The sequence below is a fragment of the Streptococcus sp. 27098_8_82 genome, from assembly GCF_041431615.1.
Lineage (GTDB): Bacteria > Bacillota > Bacilli > Lactobacillales > Streptococcaceae > Streptococcus > Streptococcus sanguinis_K.
This window is the reverse complement of the sequence record NZ_JAPVYB010000010.1, coordinates 1-17018: the sequence shown is the minus strand read 5'-3', so window position 1 is coordinate 17018 and position 17018 is coordinate 1. Positions and strand designations below refer to the sequence as shown.

The window sequence follows — 17018 nt, the reverse complement described above, 5'->3', positions numbered from 1 at the left end:
TTCAGAAAAATTAAATTATGATTACATAATCCGTTTTTCCTAAAAATAGGCACAAAAAGAGCAGCTAAATCTGACTTATTCAAGTTTGATTTAACTGCTGTAAGCTTCTATTTGGACAATATTTCAAATAAAGCACACGACAAATTATTGTTATCATTATACCTTATTTAGCTAGAAATTGCAAGGATTTCATCCGCTTTCTGAAAAGTTAAAACTATTCTTGATGCGCTAGTTTCCCTGCCGGTTATTGTTGGAATTGGAGCTGGAATTAGAATTAGAGGTAGAACCGCCCAGTATAGCTGACCAAGCCTTCTGATAATCCGCATCTGATGCCCCAATACCAAAGCGATAGGTCGTGGTCGGAGCACCGTTTTTAGCCCAATAGCTAGGCACTGTCGGACCGCTGAGATTAACAGAGCGGCCGTTTACCGTTACTGTACCTGGCTTTTCCCCTGTGGACTTGAGTACATCAGACTTAATCACACTTGGATCAAGAGTGAACTTATCACCAACACCCCAGGCATTTGGATCTGCCTGATAGATGGCATCTGCCATATAAGCCATGTAGGAAGCGTTATTGTTATAACCAGTCAACGCCGCCATAGAACTATTATCATCATGACCAATCCAGCCTCCCAAAGTCATCTTTGGAGTAGAAAGCATCAGCCACATATCACCGTTGGTGTTGGTCGTTCCAGTCTTACCAATCCAATCGGCTCCAGCCAAGGTTCCATTGACCTGACTGATTCTGGATTTATAGGTCGTAGTAGCCCCAGAATTGATAACTCCCCGCATGAGCTCCTGCATAATCGTAGCAGCTGCTGGACTGTAAATCTGAACAGGATTAGCCTTATGCTGGTATATCACCTTGCCATCTCGGTCTGTGATTTTTTCAACCATGTATTTTTTCTGGTAGGTTCCGTTATTGGCCAAGGTTTGGAAACCATTGGTGTGCTGAGCTACAGATACTTCAATTCCCCCGCCCATTGGGAGACTCTCAATGCTGTAGTCATCGATGTAATAGCCCATTTTTTCCATATAGCCACGGACATTGACACCTTTTTCGCGTAATCCGCGGTAAGTCCAATAAGCCGGGATATTCCAAGAAGTATTGAGAGCTTCTTGCAGGTCCATCATGGCTGTACCACGGCTGTCCACGTGCATGATTGGATCGCCGCTTGAAAAATTAGTCGGATAGTTAGAAAGAACGCTGGCGCTGCCCATCAGACCTTGGTCAATAGCAATCCCATAAGCAAGAATCGGCTTAATGGTCGAACCCGGTGAGCGTTCCGTATCAAAGGCGTGATTGTTCTGATTGGAAGCATAGTCTCTGCCTCCTACAAAGCCAATCACAGCACCGGTTTTATTATCCAAGAGGACATTTCCCACTTCAACTGCACCAGTTCCGTCATCCAAGATGCCGCCATAATTGGCTACTGCATTTTGCATAGCAGTGTGGATGTTCTTGTTAATCGTGGTGGTGACAGTATAGCCGCCATCGCTCAGTTCTTTAGCAGCCAATTCCTTGTAGGCCTTGACAGTGTCATTGTTTTTCAGCTCTTGCTGGGAAACATTGTCCCGCTGAATCAAGTACTCGTACATGGTCTGCTGGGCTTCTTCGACAGCTGTGTAATAAAGGTAGCCATGCGAAGATTTTTCCGAGCTTTCAGAAGGCTTGAAATCCTTGGTCAAGTCGTAGTCCTTGTACTCTTGGTACTCTTTCTCGCTTAGACGGCCCGTCCGATACATATTATAGAGCACATCCTTGGCACGTTCCAAGCCCAGAGCCATATCTCCTGCACTCTTGAGACTACCATCCGCTGCATAAGGCGAATAAACAATCGGACTCTGTGGCAAGCCGGCAATAAAAGCAGACTGGGGCACAGTCAAATCCTTAGCAGAAACACCAAAAATTCCTTGAGCAGCTTCTTCCACACCAGCGATATTCTGCCCCTTATTGTTGCGCCCGAACGGCGAAACGTTCAAGTAGGTGGTCAAAATATCATCCTTGGACATGTAGCGCTCCAAAGCCAGCGCATCAACAATCTCCGCTGCTTTCCGCTTGAAGGTCGGCGCATCGCCCACCACCTGCTGTTTGATCAATTGCTGGGTAATGGTTGAACCCCCGCTAGAAGATCCAACTCCGACAACAGATCCGAGCGTAGCCCGAAGCACAGCCTTGGGCACCACTCCGTTATGCGTTTCAAAGTTCTCATCCTCTGTAGCGATAACGGCTTTTTTTACATTTTCAGAGATGGCGTCACTCTTAACTGGGATGCGGAGCAAATCATTATCCACTTCTGCAATCAAGCTACCATCAGCATAGGTAAGCTTAGAAATACCAGAGATATTATTCACCTGCTTGACCAACTCTTCCTGCTTGGGCACTTCCACCTTACTGAAAAGACTAGCTGCATAGCCTATCCCAATCCCAGCACCGATGACGGCACCAAAGAAGATAAACACAAAAGCCATATTCATCAGAAGTTTAAAAGTCCGTAAGAAAACAGCAAAAACATCACTGATAGACCAGCCATTGTTGCCACTGCCGATTTTCTTGCTCCATTCTGGAAGATGTATTTTTTTGATAAACTGCTGGGCTTTTCCCCAGAACTCTTTTAATTTTTCTATTAATTGTTCCAAGTTCGATTCTCCTTGTTATCTTCCCATTATACCAAATATCTATGATTTATTTCAAGGAATCATTGCTATTTAAAAGCTTTATGATACAATAGAGTAACATAAATTTAAAATATAGATAAGCCAATTTCTTGGCTTTTAGAATAGGAGAGACATGATGCACATTTTTGATGAGCTAAAAGAACGTGGCTTGGTATTCCAAACCACTGATGAAGCAGCTTTACGCAAGGCCTTAGAAGAAGGACAAGTCTCTTATTATAGTGGATACGATCCGACCGCTGACAGCCTGCACCTTGGCCACTTGGTAGCCATTCTGACCAGCCGTCGCTTGCAACTAGCCGGACACAAACCCTACGCTCTGGTCGGAGGAGCAACTGGATTGATTGGCGATCCATCCTTTAGGGATGCAGAACGCAGCCTCCAAACCAAGGAAACCGTAGAAGGCTGGGTAAAATCTATCCAAGATCAGCTTTCTCGTTTTCTGGACTTTGAAAAGGGCGATAATAAGGCCGAGATGGTCAATAACTATGACTGGTTCAGCAGCATCAGCTTTATCGACTTCCTGCGTGATGTCGGCAAATACTTCACTGTCAACTACATGATGAGTAAAGATTCCGTAAAGAGCCGGATTGAGACAGGGATTTCCTATACAGAATTCGCCTACCAGATCATGCAAGGATATGACTTCTACGTCCTCAATCAAAACCACGGCGTGACCCTGCAAATCGGTGGTTCCGACCAGTGGGGCAATATGACAGCTGGTACAGAGCTCCTGCGCCGCAAGGCCGACAAGATTGGTCATGTGATGACCGTTCCGCTCATTACCGACGCTACTGGCAAAAAATTCGGCAAGTCGGAAGGCAATGCTGTCTGGCTCAATCCCGACAAGACTTCTCCTTACGAAATGTACCAATTCTGGATGAATGTCATGGACGCAGACGCTATCCGCTTCCTGAAAATCTTCACCTTCCTGTCCTTGGATGAGATTGAAGAAATTCGTCAGCAGTTTGAAGCGGCACCACACGAACGCTTGGCGCAGAAAGTCCTAGCTCGCGAAGTGGTCAGTCTGGTTCACGGTCAAGAAGCATATCAGGAAGCTCTCAATATCACTGAGCAGCTCTTTGCTGGAAATATCAAAAATTTGTCCATCAAGGAACTCAAACAAGGTTTGCGCGGTGTGCCTAACTATCAGGTCCAAGCAGAAGACAACCTCAATATTGTAGAACTGCTTGTGATAGCCGGTGTGGTAAACTCCAAACGTCAAGCTCGCGAGGACGTCCAAAACGGTGCTATCTACCTCAATGGTGAGCGCATCCAAGATTTAGACTATGCCCTTAGCGACTCAGATAAACTGGAAGACGAGCTGACAGTTATCCGCCGCGGTAAGAAGAAATACTTTGTCCTGACCTACTAAAGATAAAAATCCGATTACCTGAATCGGATTTTTCTATGTCTTACCAAGGAAAGGACTTTGAACTTTATAAAAACAGTAGAAAGAGAGCGCCTATGAAACCAAAACTTGCCCGATTTGCCCAAGCTCCGGCTCTGACCTGCCCACTCTGCCAGCAAAGCTTAGCTATGGAAGAAAACAGCCTCAAGTGTCCTAATCGCCATTCCTACGACATCTCCAAATTCGGTTATGTCAATCTAGCTCCTCAAGCTAAACAAGCTAAAGACTATGACAAAACAAGCTTTCAAAATAGGCAAGTCATCTTGGAATCCGGCTTTTATCAGCATATCCTAGATGAGTTGCAGGATCTGCTGCAGACCCTGCCTGAAGAACAGACCATTCTAGACGTCGCTTGCGGAGAGGGCTACTATGCTCGAAAAATTCAGGAAAAATTCCCCAACAAAGAAATTTACGCTTTTGATTTATCCAAAGATTCCATCCAGTTAGCTGCAAAAAGTGATCAGAGTCTGGCTGTAAAATGGTTCGTCGGGGATTTGGCACACTTACCCGTTCAGGATCAAAGCATGGATGTCTTACTGGACATCTTCTCACCAGCTAACTATCATGAATTTCAGCGAGTATTGAAAAAAGAGGGGCTTATCATTAAAGTCATCCCAACAGAAAACCATCTGAAAGAAATTCGAGCTAAAGTAGCTGACCAGCTCCGTCAAAAAGATTATTCTAATCAGCAGGTCATCCAACATCTGGAGGAGAACTTCCAGATTATCCATGAAAAGGATACACAAGCTCTCGTCTCCTTAACCCCTAAAACAAAAGAAGCCATTCTCAAAATGACTCCTTTACTCTTTCATGTCTATCAGAACAAAATAGACTGGTCGAATCTCAATCAAGTTACTATCGCCGCCAAAATTCTCCTCGCTAAAAGAAGAGTGTAATTCCTATCTCTACCGAATTCTCTATTTTTAGACCCAAACGCTATAATTTACTGTCAACTTTTGTCCATACCCTGAAAATCTAAGCTGGAATCCACAATAATATTCATATCAAGAACCGCTTCAGCAGGCTCATCCAAGGCCCGCTGAATTTTTTCAGCCTCTATTTTTACAGCTTCCTGTTCATTGAACTGACTGATAACAAAATCTATGCAGGCCTGTTGCCTTTCTGGAGATTCTAATTGGTGAAAATAGCCCGCCATAGCTTCAAGCTTTTTTCGCTGCTTAGCTGCTCTATCGCCGAACGATTAGCAAGTCCTAAAAGATAATCCGCTGAAACATGAAAAAGACTATTCATATTCTTGAGCTCCATAACCTTAGGAAGATTAGTATTGCTTTCCCACTTGCAGACTGCAGCCTTACTAACATGTAAAATCTCTGCTAGGCGCGCTTGAGTAAATCCTTGAGCAATCCGCAGCTTTTTTATTCTTTCCCCTACCGTTGCCATTGATTAGTCTCCTAAAAAACCTATCTTTTCCAAATAGATTATACCAGCAAGGAGAGAATAAATCAGCGAAAATGTAAAGAAAATGTAATAATATCTACAAAGCCCATGAAACCGCCTTTATAGCTTATTTAAAAAAGCTATATTTTAAAAGAATTGATTTTAAATCAACAATTCTATTGATAAAATAAAAAAAAGAGTATATAATTTTAGTCATAAAATTTGAGGAGTCTTCTATGGTAACGATAGCAGAATTGCGGGCGCGCAATAATAAAATGACACAAGCTCAACTAGCAAAATTACTAGGTGTTTCTCAAATGACCGTTTCTCATATGGAGCGCAATCAACTGAACATCAGAGGCGATAAACTAATCAAACTTGCGAAAATTTTTAACGTAAACACAGACGAGCTCTTGAAAATTGATTGATTTTAAATCAACTTTATTTTAGGACCGTTAACTGATTTACAGAGGAGCAACGTTTCATGGAAATTAAGATTATATTTTTGGAAGATAAGTTGAAATACTTTAGGAAACAGAGCAAAGATGAGCAAAATCAAGAAATTATCAACTGCATGTTGCTGGGCTATAGCCCCTATAACATGTGCCTAGAAATCGGCATCAATGTCTATGGTGGACAGCGTCCCATTAGTAAGTCCCTATCCAAAGAATTCAGTGAAGAAGAAGTTGACGAAATCTTTGAAACCTACTATCGCCTTCTTTACTTCCCTCTGCTTCAATTCGAAGAGGGCCTAATGACCAAGCGCTTTATTGATAAATGTAATGACTTCTTAAAAAGTTTGACTTATCAAAATTTTATTAATTACTTGAAGGATCCTGCTATCATCATTGCTGAGCATCTCATCGATACAGATATCTTGGCCCGATTCTTCTCAAGAGAGATGCAACAGAAGCAAATTAAAAAAGTTGAAGCTGAGTTGGGCATTGAGTTCAATGTCCGTGACAAGATTACCTCTTGGCTGAGAAAAGCCAATGTCATGTACTACAAAGGGCAATACATTGATATGAAAACTCAAGAGCCCCTAACTTTTGTCTACGAGTAAGATTTTGACAAGACTGTGTCAGTCCTGCTTTATGCTCGACTGACCTTTTTGTAGTTTAGCTGACTTGATTGCCTTATCTTACCCGCGATTTCCTTTCGTTTTAGATATATAAAATCAGGCACTGATTCATTTCAGTGCCTGATTTTATAATATTTCAATACCATCTTCAAATAATACCTTTAGTTTTTCTGGAAGCTGTTCTGGATTATCAATTTTCACCAAACCAACCTTGGTCCCGTCATACTCTTGGATTACAACTGGGAAGTCTTGAGCTATTTCCTGTATTAGTTTTTCTCCATGGATGACTAAATATTTCTTATCATCGGGTTTTTGCTTCATTCATTTTGACTCCTCTTTTATTTCTATCATCTCGTCTAGGTCTTGTACTCTGCCTGTCAGAACACCAATTTATCCTCTTGCGTCCATTTATTCGAAACCGCTTATTGAGTCTCAAATCATACCTCGGTAAGAGTTTTAAGGAGCAAGAATTGTCGTCAAAAAAGGTGGAATTTTCTACTTTAAGAGTATACCACAATTCTTAAAAAATTCTATAAATTTAACCAAAAACTTTTTTGTTAAATTTATTCAGTCCAGTCTTACAACATAGCTCTAAAAAGTCATTGCCTAATGCTGTCCAGCACTTTACTGGATGCGTAATTTAAAGGGCAGAAGAGAATAACTTCTGCTATCTGCATCAAACTGATAGAGGGAGCTCTGTAAATCCTCATGCTGCGCGCTGTCCAAATCAAAAAATAGGATATTAGCTTCATAAGCAGATAAGTCATATTTGTGACTAACTTCCTCTACACGATCCCAAGAATCCACAATCAGAACCAAATAGCGATAGGGATCCTCTAAAACAGACCAATGTTGTAAAATCAGCAGAAGTTCCTCCAAGTCTGCTTCCGTCACGAGAGGGTAGAGGTCAAAGACATATTGCAATCTAGGATTTTCAAAGAGCAACTCTCCTTGCAAAAGAGCCTGACGCAAAAAAATCTGTCTTTCAGTCTGGGTCTTCTTCTCTTCTCCCAACGAATTTGTTTTCTTTTTGGTCTGTTTAATGGTATAGGGCTGGGGAGCCAACATTTTCTGAGGCAAGAAACCTTTGTAATGAGCTGATAATTTGAAAATCTGATAGGTATCTACGATTTTCCAAAAGCGAAGAGGCTGATAAAGATCATCTTCAAATAAATTTTCCTGCTTATAATACTCCTGCTGCTCGATTAATTGAAAATAGCGCAGCAAGCGATAGCCATTTTGGCTGATAGAATAAGCAGCTGCACTAACTTCAGGCTTGTCCTGTCGCGGAAATTCCCAAGTCTCAATCAAAAAATATTGGCATAGTTTTTGAACTGCCTTTTCAATACGCTTCCCCGAGACATTGCTTCCCATCTCTTTTTGGATATGAAGTTTCTGGACATTGCGAAAACGAGCAATAAAGACTAGAATGTCTTTCTCCAGTTGGGACAGTTCTCGTCCTACCAGAAGAAAATCCGCTTCATTCTGGTAACTAATTTCATAAAGACCGTTTAAGCGAAAAGGAAAGGAACGGCTAGGGTGGAGTCGGCTCATATAAAAGCTTTGGTAATAATCTTTACTAAAACAGGACGGAACAATGGCCACATACTTTCCGGTTTCAGTTTGTTTGATTCTATGTTTACTTAGGATATTGGACAATCCTTTTTCACCTCCTTTTTATAATATTTCTTACTTAAAATTATACAGGAAATATTACCTATAGAGCTTTATCATAAAGAGAGAAAAAAGAAAAAGTCTGAATACAAATCAGACTTTTAAACTTAGAAGGTTATGTTGAGAAATCACTCAGTTTTTTTTACGTTTGAACCCAACAAAGGCTAATACCGATAGCATGACAGTACCTATTAAAGCAAGAAAACTTTGGTTCGTTCCAGTGGCAGGAAGGACTGGGGCAGCTGGAGTAGCAACAGGCTTGTTCTCCTTCGCCTTATTGTTCGAATTCTCCGCTGAACCTTGCACAGAAATGGTTGGATCCGCAGCATTTGGCTCTGCTCCATTTCCTTTCGCTACCTGATCAGCAGGCTTCTGGCTAGCTTTCGGTTTGGAAGGAGCTTTTGGCGCAGGTTGCTGGTCAGATGGATCTGGTACCGCTGGCTTGGGATCTGGTTGTTTCGGCTGACCAGGACGGTTCGGCTGGATAGGACCCCCATCATCACTCGGTGGAGTCGGCTGATTATTACCGCCGCCATTGTTGCCGCCGTTATCAGCAGGCGGTGGGGCCGGTTGGTTGTTATTGCCGTTGTTATTACCACCATTACCACCATTGTTGCCACCGTTATCATTACCGCCATTATTATCAGCAGGTGGCGGGGTTGGTTGGTTATTATTGCCGTTGTTGTCTACCGGTGGAGTGGGTTGAACTGGATTCCCATCATCGCTTGGCGGGGTCGGCTGATTATTACCGCCGCCGTTGTTATTACCACCATTACCACCATTATTATCGGCAGGTGGCGGGGTTGGTTGGTTATTATTGCCGTTGTTATCTACAGGTGGAGTCGGCTGAACTGGATTCCCATCATCACTTGGCGGGGTTGGCTGATTATTACCGCCGCCGTTGTTATTGCCGCCATTGTTGCCACCGTTATCATTACCGCCATTATTATCAGCAGGTGGTGGGGTCGGTTGGTTATTATTGCCGTTGTTATCTACAGGCGGAGTCGGCTGAACTGGGCGTTCATCGCTCGGTGGGGTCACTGGATTCGGATCATCAGCATAGACAAGATTAACACCAATAGATGCTGCAAGTAGAACAGAGGCTGATAGAAGGATTATTTTATTCTTTTTCATAACAGAATGTCCTTTCAATTATTTGCTATTCCTATTATAGCTCAGGAGTAAGCGTTTTTCTGTTTATCGTAAAAAGTTTTACTATTTTTCTGTGACCTTTCGCAACTACTTTCACTCTGGATCGTTGGAACCAAGCAATAAAATAAGATGCGAATAATTGTAAAAGCACCGCTAAAATTAGCAGTACTTACTGGTCTTCTTTTTCTAAATCATCCTCTGGTTTGTTGGAAACTAAGAGAAGCATGAGAAAAGTTACAATAGAAAGGAAGAGTAAGTTTAGGATAGATTGAAAGTTTTTACCACTGAATAAGCTTCCACCAGAAAAAATCCAAAGCGATAAAAGAATCAAAGCCACAGTGAAAAAGAGAAAGCCAAACAACCTAACATAATCACGATCGCGAACCCAAACAGAGTGGACCTCCGGAACAAAGCCGTTATAGGCAACTTCGTGAAAAGTAAACATCAAAGGCTCCTGATCTTCTGCTAAGCGTTCATTAATTCTGAGCTCCATCTCGTAGACCAGGAGAGGATCCAAATCCGCCGCATTCAGCTCGCCACTTTGACATTGCTCAATTAGATGGTCCAATTCTATTGCATTTAAATGACTATGCATACAACCTCTCCTTTTGCTTTTCTGTCTTCTAGTATAACCTAAACCGATTTATTTCACCAGTTGCAGTGAGAATATACAGCAGTAGTAATGAATAAAGTCAGTCTCCCCGAACTCTGATATTGCCACCATGGTAGGAAGCAATCTGAAGCTGGCCGGTATAGTCATTGTAGTTACCGACAAAATAGGAATTTTCTTTCCCTTCCTTGGTCATGACACAGAGGAACTGAAGCACATCATCACTGTAGGACTTAAAAACCTCCGTTTTACTTTCATCTATGTTATAACCAGCTAAATTAATTGCCATAGCAAACGTTAGAACCATGGGGCTAGAAGTAGAGGCTAAACGATTATCCATATTCCCAGAGATATTTGCTGTATCAGGATGCTTTTTGATATCCTCGATCGCTATCTTTAAAGCTTCAGCCACTTTATTTTTTTTCTCTTCAGTCACCACGCTCTCTGGTCTCTCTAAGGTTGCACGCGCATGCTGATAATTTTTCTCGTTAGGTGTTGGTTCACGGTACGACTGAGATGAATAGCTTTCAGAAGACCCATCTGTAGAGCTCGTCTGAGAAATCTCCGCTTCTCTTGCCTTCTTCCTAGCCTGCCTATTTAAAAACACCGTTACAAGCATGGCTATGAAGAGCACCGTACCTAAGCAAATTAAGGTGATCATTAATTTTCTTTTCTTTCTCGGATTCATCATTACCTCTTTTCGTCTAGCTAGTTACTCGCTCCCGTTTTATTACCGCCTAGATTAGGCTCTCTATCATCTGGATAAGCAAACTCATAATGTTTTTCTGCCTGCTCAGCCGGCCTAATCACACAGTAGTGCCAAGTAAAAGGTTTACCTGCATTTGTACCACTAACCATACTATTCTGCTCACAGGTCAGGATACTGCCGTCCTCAAAGACATGACAGACAATCCCTGTATGGCCTGCAGGATTCCCGCTGTCACTTAGACAGGAAAAGATAGCTCCTTTTTTGGGTGCTTTCTTTGTAGAATTCCCAAAGATCCTTGCCCAGGCATCTGCTTGGTCAATTCCGTTCCCAATGACAACTCCCTTGTGACCCCACAAAATATTCCCAAAGCTGATAGTCAGATTAACACACTGACCAGCCAGATAGAACTCATCAGGGTGCTCCCAGTTAGCTCCACTGCCACCATATTCCATACCAAAAGCTCTTGGATCTAAAAGATAAGGATTTAAGCTAGCTGGAAGAGTACTTGGAGTATAGATTGCGGCAGTTATATCCTCTGGCACCTTGCCTGAACCATCAACAGCATCACCATTGGTCCCAGTCGAACTGCCATCGTTACAACCTTTTTTCTTGGGTCTGCTGGACGAAGGGGAACCGCTATCCGTTTCACTGCCCGAAGAATCACCGCCAGAAGAAGTTGCCGCGACAGGGCTGGATCCATACTGAGAAATGGCCTTCTCATCCAGCCACTTAAACTTGGAGCCCAAGCTATTGTAAAGATCGTGCAACTTAGTCTTGTAGGATGGATCTGTTGCCCAACCCCCATCTGCAATGGCACTAAGCGTACTGATTCCGTCTGTATTGTTAATAGCCCCCTTATAGAGAGTCTGATTTTTCATAAACTCTGCCTTGCCGACAATACCTGAATCAAAGGTTGAGAAGAATGCATATTCTCCTCCAGTCCCATCTCCAACATTTGTACCTGGTCCGCTCTCAGCTACGGAGCTATTTCCATATAAAGAAATAGTCTGAGTAAAATCTGACCTTTTATTCCATTTGACCCCACCCATATTATGAGCCTTACCAAAAGATGGGACGCTCTGGTCAAAAGAGGTCTCAATCTGGGTCTGTACGATAGAGGCGGACGGCAAAAAGCCACCTACTTTCCAGGAGTCTAAATAAGCCTTCTCGTGCTGTTTGACAAATTCTTCTATAGAGCTATTGGCCGATGTTGTCTCTTCTGTTGTATTGGGAGAGGTTTGACCACTTGGATTACAATCACTGGATCCGCCGCTACTTTCAGCTCCTCCTCCCATCAGGATAGCTGCCAATAGAAACATGATCAGCAAGATAAGCAGAACAGGAATTCCAATCCAAAGAAAGACTTTTAAAAAGATAGCCTTTTTAACCGCACCCTTCACTGCTTTCTTAGCTGCTTTCTTGGCTGTTTCTGATACCATACTTCTCTACACCTTTCAAAAAAAAGTTCGTAAAAGCCAGTACAATACGACGAGGACAGCTACAACCAGACCGTATTTTAAAAGCTTTTTGATAAATTCACGGTCTCTTTTGTACTGCTCCTGAATCTGCCAGTCATCACCATGATCATAGTAGGTTTTTTGCTCATCTACCATGTTTTGGTAATAATTGCTGACAGATTCCTTTTTGGCACGATAGGATTCCACGGTATCCTTATAGAGAGAAATGGGGCCTCGGATACGTCTTTTTGTAGAATGCGAAGACTCTGCCTCCCTCTCCTCATGCCTTTCAGCTTTTTTTACATCTGGCCGGACAAGTCTGTACTTTACCATTTACATTTTCCTCAGGCAGAGGAAGTTCCCTTTCTGCCTGAAGTCCTTTCTATATTGATTTTACGCATTAAATTTTTCGTCTGACAGAAAAACGGCCTTTTTGGGGACTAGTGTAGAGCTCATCAGTAATAGTTGTCGAGCCCCATACACCCTTGATTTTGAAGGTTCTGGTGATTTCTTTTTCATTCAACCCTGTGACTTTGTCTGATACTGTCTTAGTCACTTCCTTGGTCAGCCGAAAATCATCAGGATTCAACAGTTCCAGCACCATATAGGCATGACGATAAGCCCGATATTGCTTCTTATTATTCAGACGTTTGCTATATATAGGAGAAAATTCCTTACTCAGCTTAGCTATTACACTAACCACAAACCGGCGATGAACAGACTCTAAATAACAGATAAACAGCAACAAGAGCAAATATAAATCCGCGGTCACCCCAAACTCTGTCAAGAGCGTAGAAGGAAGAAAGGTCAGCAGCAAAACTGGAACAATGGCCTGATACTTTCCCTGAGCAAGGAGAAAGCAAAGAACAACTGCTCCAACAATTAAGGAGACAGAAAAAGTCATCGTCACCAAGCGACCTCCAGATAGCGCCATCAAATAAGCTAAGTTCAGACCAAAGCCGAGCAAAAAAGCGGCACCAAAAGCTACTGTTGCAATCCAACGCAGCCAAAAGAAGGTTTTTAAGGTTTTGGTTGAGTAAAACCAGTTGTTAAACCGTAAAACAAGCATATCATCTCCTAATCTACACTGGCGTATCTTTCTAGTTCATTCCCTAAAAATTCTTGGTTAAAGACAACATTCCCATGCCCAGCGATATTGAGAAAGAGCTGTCCCTGAACTAGGTTAGGCAAAGTTTCCAGCTCAGACTCTGTCATGGACTCTCTCAGAGCGTCCGCCAGTAGGTGGACTGTAGTCTCATCTGTATTAGCAAAGACACGATACTGCATCAGGGAGAAAATCCGCCTGATGGATGATGCGTAAATATCTAGGGTTGTATTTCCGCTGGCAACTAAAACATTCTGCAGGGAGGACATTTCCAGTACAACTCCTGCATAGTTTGTCCCCATTTCCTCAATCATATCAGCCAGGAAAGTTACTGACTGAGAATAGCGGATATCCAAAACCATCTGTGCTGAAGAAATATTAATCACATAGTGAGTCAACTGATCATGAGTCAGGGACAGATTTTGCTTGCGCTTCTGCCGCTGAATTTTCCCGTTATTAACCACATAAGAAGAAATCAGAGACAAAACCTGGGTCAGCTGAAGATTAAGCAGCATAGGTGTCTTAGTCAGCTCCGACAGATCAATCGTCACCACTTGCTCCTCTGACAAGTCTTCAAAGTTGGTGTAGACATCAAAGATTGGACCGTAGTTTTTATTGAGAGAGCTGAAAGTTTTGGAAATACGTCCTACTGATCTCGTATCATGATCATTTCCGGCCTTTCCTGCTGCCCGATAACGCTGTTCCAAAAACGAACAAAACTGGGACAGACGAGGATGCTCATCATTAACAATCGTTGTGATATGAATCTTTTCGGCATTTTTCTCTGCATTGTGCTGCCATAAGCCAATAGATACATAAAAATCTGTAATCAAATCTTCTAAGCGCAACAGATCGTCAGAAGTAATCTCCTGGTTCAGCACCTGAGCAATACTTTTTAGCTTAGCCACATGTAGACGGAAGGAGCCGATTTCATCGACTTCAACTCCATTTTCTTTGGTCATGGTTGGGAGAACCTGCATGATATTGATTTTATTAGCCCCACCAGACATACTAAGCACTTTCCCATATTGAAACTTTGTCAAATCATGAAAAGTTCCATCCAAGTCAATATTGATAATCTTGTGTCCTCGGGCATAGAGGGAATCCGTGTGTTTGAGGACGAACTTCTTTTGATACATTTTAGGAGCACCGGCTACAAACATAAAAGGCCGAGTCCGAATATCATCATTCTGTAGGAAATCTAGGTTGACTGCACCGCTGGTTGGCGTGTAGCCAAAGTAAGTCCCATGCGGATCTGCCAGCTTGGTGTGGTTAAACCAATAACCACCAGACAAATCCCGTACCGGCACCGGCTGGGGTTGACGGTGATTGGGCAAATCCTTCTGACGCAAAGGCGGAACAAAAGGTGAATGATACTCAATGTCCTGCTCGCCGATAAAGGACGTCATGGAAAATTTCGGCGCCCCATTTTTAATCTCAGACATTTTTTCAAACAGCTCTTTTTCAGTATTCCCCGAAGCATAGATACGGGTCCAAATACCCTTAACGCCCGAGTTATTGTGGCGAATATCCTGTTCTAGCAACATCAAATCCTGCACTTCATCCAGTTCAGCCTGATTCTTAGTTGCTTTTTGATTTTCATCAATCCGCGAACTCTTTTCTTCGACAGCCTTGGAGGCCTTTTCCTGCACCAGCTTATTATCTAAGTGAGTGACATGCATAAAGGCTCTGGTTCCCTGAACCTGCATCAGTTCAGTACCCCAGTAGTCATTCAGGCCACCAGTCGGATAACCCGTTACAAACAAGGTTGCATGATAACCATCTCCTGACTTCCAATAGCGGTCATCGGATTTAAAGTCAATATTCCCCTGAGGCTGAATCCGGCTGATAAAGGGCAAGTCATAGCCTCTAGCTATCAACTTTTTAACTTTTCGTTTCTTTAAAAACATCTCTACTACACCTTTTCATTTTGATTGTTGTACTGCTTGAGAATCTGCTCTTTTTTGCTAGCCGAAACAATAACTGGAACAAAATCCCCATTTCCGCTAGTCTGGGCCTTACGCACCTGCCTATGCAAGTCTTCAATAGTGTCTCCGTAAAGCCAGATTAAAAATTCTGCATTGTATAACTCCTGCTCGACAGCTTCTTCTGACAGAATATTCTGCATGAGAATACTTTCTCGATCCTTCAGCTGCTCCATTCGATTTTCGCTGATTCCAGTCTTGCTCATTTCTCGCCGAACTTCATTTAAAATCCGTCTAGACTCAATAATCTGTTCGGAAGTATCTGTCGGTAAGGTTGTAGACTCAAACATATAGTCAAAGGTGATTTCAGAGTTCCATTTCCTGAAATTCTGAATGGTTCTCTGCCGCTCATTGTCCGAAAGAGAGTTCAAATCTTTCCCTCTCACTTCCATGATTTGCAGATAGCCTGAATAGCCATTTTCCAAAGCAATCGGCTGTCCCTTGACATTGTTTAAGATTGCCTTAGTGTCCAGCAATTCGACTGTAGAAAGAAAATCGCGATTTTCAAACTCCTTTGTATCATAAGAAAATTGATTTTCCGCAATCTTCCCAAGCCGACTATTACCGTTTCCGGTTGTTTCTTGTTTTTTCTTTTTTCCCATTTTTTTGGAAGAACTTGGTTTTTTTAGAGCCATAAATCCTATCCTTTTCTCTATTTTAAGTATTATAAAAACATTATACTTTATCAAAATCTCATAAGGCTTTATGATAAAGCAGAAGCCCTTGTTTTAGATTGATTTTTGCCCTTTCTTGGGATAAAATAGGAAGAAATATAACCTAAGAGGCAGTTTATTGATTTCCAGTTTTATCCAACAACATCCCTTTCTAACCCTACTAGTCTGGCTGCTTTGGCAAATTCCTGTCGCTTTCAGCTATTCTAGTCTAGCTCACTCCAAACTTAAACGTATTCTCATTCTCACACTAACATCCATCTGCGGCGGTCTTGGTGGAAGTTTTGGAGTCACTTGGAACGATTTAAAAAATCCTCGCTTTCAGCTAGCCTCCTACACCTTTGCGATTTTCCTAGGTTTCATCACCTCGGGACTACTGTTCGGCTATATCTTGCTCAATTGGTTATCAAAGTTCCTGCCTTTTCTAGCGGGAACATAATCCAAATAGCCCAAAAATTTCTGTATTTGGTATAAAAAACAGGTTGATAAAATAGAGAAGTTAGGGTATAATAAAGACTCTTGACTAGGGTCTAAGCATTTGCTTATTACCCCCCAAAGCCCTTATCTACTGCAGTAGATAAGGGCTTTTTACGTTCTCTATACATTGAATACAAGGGCGGCAGAACTATTTCTTTCTGCGGCGTGTCGGGAACCGGCGCGGTTTCTTCGCGCTGTTCTTACGACTTTTGATAGTATCAAACCAGCAAAAAACTTTCAAAGTAAGATAAAGAACACTGAAAAAGAGCTTTTTTTAAGTTGATCCCCATTGACAAAATTGGAAAAATAGGGTATACTTAAGTTCCGAATAGGTTCTAAGCATTTGCTTATTACCCCAAAGCCCTTATCTATTGCAGTAGATAAGGGCTTTTTTACGTTCTCTATATATTGAACACAGGGGCGGCAGAACTATTTCTTTCTGCGGCGTGTCGGGAACCGGCGCGGTTTCTTCGCGCTGTTCTTACGACTTCTGATAGTATCAAACCAGCAGTCAATACATTTATAAAAAATATATGACAGAACTGACTTGACAACATGAAGAATGATTTCCCGAATAGGATCCATCATTTACATTCCCCCCCTTTCGTT

Annotated in this window: 18 protein-coding genes; 5 read left to right on the top strand and 13 right to left on the bottom strand. The window is 42.2% G+C overall.

The window, feature by feature from the left end; translation table 11 throughout:
* Positions 1-228: 228 nt before the first annotated feature.
* The gene (gene pbp1b / locus O3627_RS10930; RefSeq protein WP_125382180.1) at positions 229-2643 is read right to left on the bottom strand and encodes a penicillin-binding protein PBP1B; all 2415 of its coding nucleotides are present in this window, start codon (positions 2641-2643) and stop codon (positions 229-231) included.
* A 154-nt stretch (positions 2644-2797) separates the two neighbouring features.
* On the opposite strand from pbp1b, the gene tyrS reads away from it, so the two are divergent.
* Both tyrS and O3627_RS10920 read left to right on the top strand, forming a co-directional pair.
* A complete protein-coding gene (gene tyrS / locus O3627_RS10925; protein WP_125382194.1) occupies positions 2798-4054 on the top strand; it encodes a tyrosine--tRNA ligase in 1257 nt (418 codons plus the stop codon).
* A 92-nt stretch (positions 4055-4146) separates the two neighbouring features.
* Entirely contained in the window at positions 4147-4986 is an 840-nt protein-coding gene (locus tag O3627_RS10920; protein ID WP_125382182.1) for a putative RNA methyltransferase, read from the top strand.
* Between the two features lie 53 nt (positions 4987-5039).
* Here the strand turns inward: O3627_RS10920 and O3627_RS10915 are convergent, their stop codons facing one another.
* Both O3627_RS10915 and O3627_RS10910 read right to left on the bottom strand, forming a co-directional pair.
* Positions 5040-5246 (bottom strand): hypothetical protein, encoded by a 207-nt coding sequence (locus O3627_RS10915; RefSeq protein ID WP_260468516.1) that lies wholly within the window; start codon positions 5244-5246, stop codon positions 5040-5042.
* Positions 5222-5491: a helix-turn-helix domain-containing protein gene (locus tag O3627_RS10910; protein WP_260468517.1), complete on the bottom strand. Its 270-nt coding sequence runs from the start codon at positions 5489-5491 to the stop codon at positions 5222-5224. The genes O3627_RS10915 and O3627_RS10910 overlap by 25 nt, the downstream gene beginning before the upstream one ends.
* Before the next feature lie 233 nt (positions 5492-5724).
* Between O3627_RS10910 and O3627_RS10905 the strand changes: the two genes are divergently transcribed.
* Together O3627_RS10905 and O3627_RS10900 are read left to right on the top strand one after the other, a co-directional pair.
* Positions 5725-5916, top strand: coding sequence for a helix-turn-helix domain-containing protein (locus O3627_RS10905; protein WP_002896794.1), 192 nt, complete (start codon positions 5725-5727; stop codon positions 5914-5916).
* 56 nt (positions 5917-5972) lie between these two features.
* Positions 5973-6551, top strand: a complete 579-nt coding sequence (locus O3627_RS10900; RefSeq protein WP_002896795.1) for a hypothetical protein — start codon at positions 5973-5975, stop codon at positions 6549-6551.
* A gap of 144 nt (positions 6552-6695) precedes the next feature.
* On the opposite strand, the gene O3627_RS10895 is transcribed toward O3627_RS10900, so the two are convergent.
* From O3627_RS10895 to O3627_RS10850, 10 genes are all read right to left on the bottom strand, one after another.
* On the bottom strand, positions 6696-6890 hold the full coding sequence (locus O3627_RS10895; RefSeq protein ID WP_011836349.1) for a hypothetical protein: 195 nt from the start codon (positions 6888-6890) through the stop codon (positions 6696-6698).
* A 303-nt stretch (positions 6891-7193) separates the two neighbouring features.
* Complete coding sequence (locus O3627_RS10890) at positions 7194-8228, bottom strand: hypothetical protein (protein ID WP_033179095.1); 1035 nt, start codon at positions 8226-8228, stop codon at positions 7194-7196.
* Positions 8229-8375: 147 nt separating this feature from the next.
* The gene (locus O3627_RS10885) at positions 8376-9395 is read right to left on the bottom strand and encodes an LPXTG cell wall anchor domain-containing protein (RefSeq protein WP_223311199.1); all 1020 of its coding nucleotides are present in this window, start codon (positions 9393-9395) and stop codon (positions 8376-8378) included.
* A 169-nt stretch (positions 9396-9564) separates the two neighbouring features.
* Positions 9565-9990 carry a hypothetical protein gene (locus O3627_RS10880; RefSeq protein ID WP_125382183.1) on the bottom strand — a complete coding sequence of 142 codons (426 nt, stop codon included), beginning with the start codon at positions 9988-9990 and terminating at the stop codon, positions 9565-9567.
* A 97-nt stretch (positions 9991-10087) separates the two neighbouring features.
* A complete protein-coding gene (locus O3627_RS10875; protein WP_223311198.1) occupies positions 10088-10666 on the bottom strand; it encodes a hypothetical protein in 579 nt (192 codons plus the stop codon).
* A 47-nt stretch (positions 10667-10713) separates the two neighbouring features.
* Positions 10714-12153, bottom strand: a complete 1440-nt coding sequence (locus tag O3627_RS10870; RefSeq protein ID WP_002903554.1) for a CHAP domain-containing protein — start codon at positions 12151-12153, stop codon at positions 10714-10716.
* Between the two features lie 15 nt (positions 12154-12168).
* On the bottom strand, positions 12169-12504 hold the full coding sequence (locus O3627_RS10865; protein ID WP_002896807.1) for a hypothetical protein: 336 nt from the start codon (positions 12502-12504) through the stop codon (positions 12169-12171).
* Between the two features lie 67 nt (positions 12505-12571).
* Positions 12572-13240 carry a hypothetical protein gene (locus tag O3627_RS10860; protein ID WP_002896808.1) on the bottom strand — a complete coding sequence of 223 codons (669 nt, stop codon included), beginning with the start codon at positions 13238-13240 and terminating at the stop codon, positions 12572-12574.
* An 8-nt stretch (positions 13241-13248) separates the two neighbouring features.
* Positions 13249-15186 carry a hypothetical protein gene (locus O3627_RS10855; RefSeq protein WP_002896809.1) on the bottom strand — a complete coding sequence of 646 codons (1938 nt, stop codon included), beginning with the start codon at positions 15184-15186 and terminating at the stop codon, positions 13249-13251.
* Between the two features lie 5 nt (positions 15187-15191).
* Complete coding sequence (locus tag O3627_RS10850) at positions 15192-15896, bottom strand: hypothetical protein (protein WP_002928875.1); 705 nt, start codon at positions 15894-15896, stop codon at positions 15192-15194.
* 157 nt (positions 15897-16053) lie between these two features.
* On the opposite strand from O3627_RS10850, the gene O3627_RS10845 reads away from it, so the two are divergent.
* A complete protein-coding gene (locus tag O3627_RS10845) occupies positions 16054-16371 on the top strand; it encodes a hypothetical protein (RefSeq protein WP_002896811.1) in 318 nt (105 codons plus the stop codon).
* Positions 16372-17018: the final 647 nt, after the last annotated feature.

Bases quoted from the DNA above. Each gene is read 5' to 3' on its own strand.
- tyrS (WP_125382194.1), top strand. From the start codon at position 2,798: ATGCACATTTTTGATGAGCTAAAAGAACGTGGCTTGGTATTCCAAACC.
- O3627_RS10920 (WP_125382182.1), top strand. From the start codon at position 4,147: ATGAAACCAAAACTTGCCCGATTTGCCCAAGCTCCGGCTCTGACCTGC.
- O3627_RS10915 (WP_260468516.1), bottom strand. From the start codon at position 5,246: ATGGCGGGCTATTTTCACCAATTAGAATCTCCAGAAAGGCAACAGGCC.
- O3627_RS10910 (WP_260468517.1), bottom strand. From the start codon at position 5,491: ATGGCAACGGTAGGGGAAAGAATAAAAAAGCTGCGGATTGCTCAAGGA.
- O3627_RS10905 (WP_002896794.1), top strand. From the start codon at position 5,725: ATGGTAACGATAGCAGAATTGCGGGCGCGCAATAATAAAATGACACAA.
- O3627_RS10900 (WP_002896795.1), top strand. From the start codon at position 5,973: ATGGAAATTAAGATTATATTTTTGGAAGATAAGTTGAAATACTTTAGG.
- O3627_RS10895 (WP_011836349.1), bottom strand. From the start codon at position 6,890: ATGAAGCAAAAACCCGATGATAAGAAATATTTAGTCATCCATGGAGAA.
- O3627_RS10880 (WP_125382183.1), bottom strand. From the start codon at position 9,990: ATGCATAGTCATTTAAATGCAATAGAATTGGACCATCTAATTGAGCAA.
- O3627_RS10875 (WP_223311198.1), bottom strand. From the start codon at position 10,666: ATGATCACCTTAATTTGCTTAGGTACGGTGCTCTTCATAGCCATGCTT.
- O3627_RS10870 (WP_002903554.1), bottom strand. From the start codon at position 12,153: ATGGTATCAGAAACAGCCAAGAAAGCAGCTAAGAAAGCAGTGAAGGGT.
- O3627_RS10865 (WP_002896807.1), bottom strand. From the start codon at position 12,504: ATGGTAAAGTACAGACTTGTCCGGCCAGATGTAAAAAAAGCTGAAAGG.
- O3627_RS10860 (WP_002896808.1), bottom strand. From the start codon at position 13,240: ATGCTTGTTTTACGGTTTAACAACTGGTTTTACTCAACCAAAACCTTA.
- O3627_RS10855 (WP_002896809.1), bottom strand. From the start codon at position 15,186: ATGTTTTTAAAGAAACGAAAAGTTAAAAAGTTGATAGCTAGAGGCTAT.
- O3627_RS10850 (WP_002928875.1), bottom strand. From the start codon at position 15,896: ATGGCTCTAAAAAAACCAAGTTCTTCCAAAAAAATGGGAAAAAAGAAA.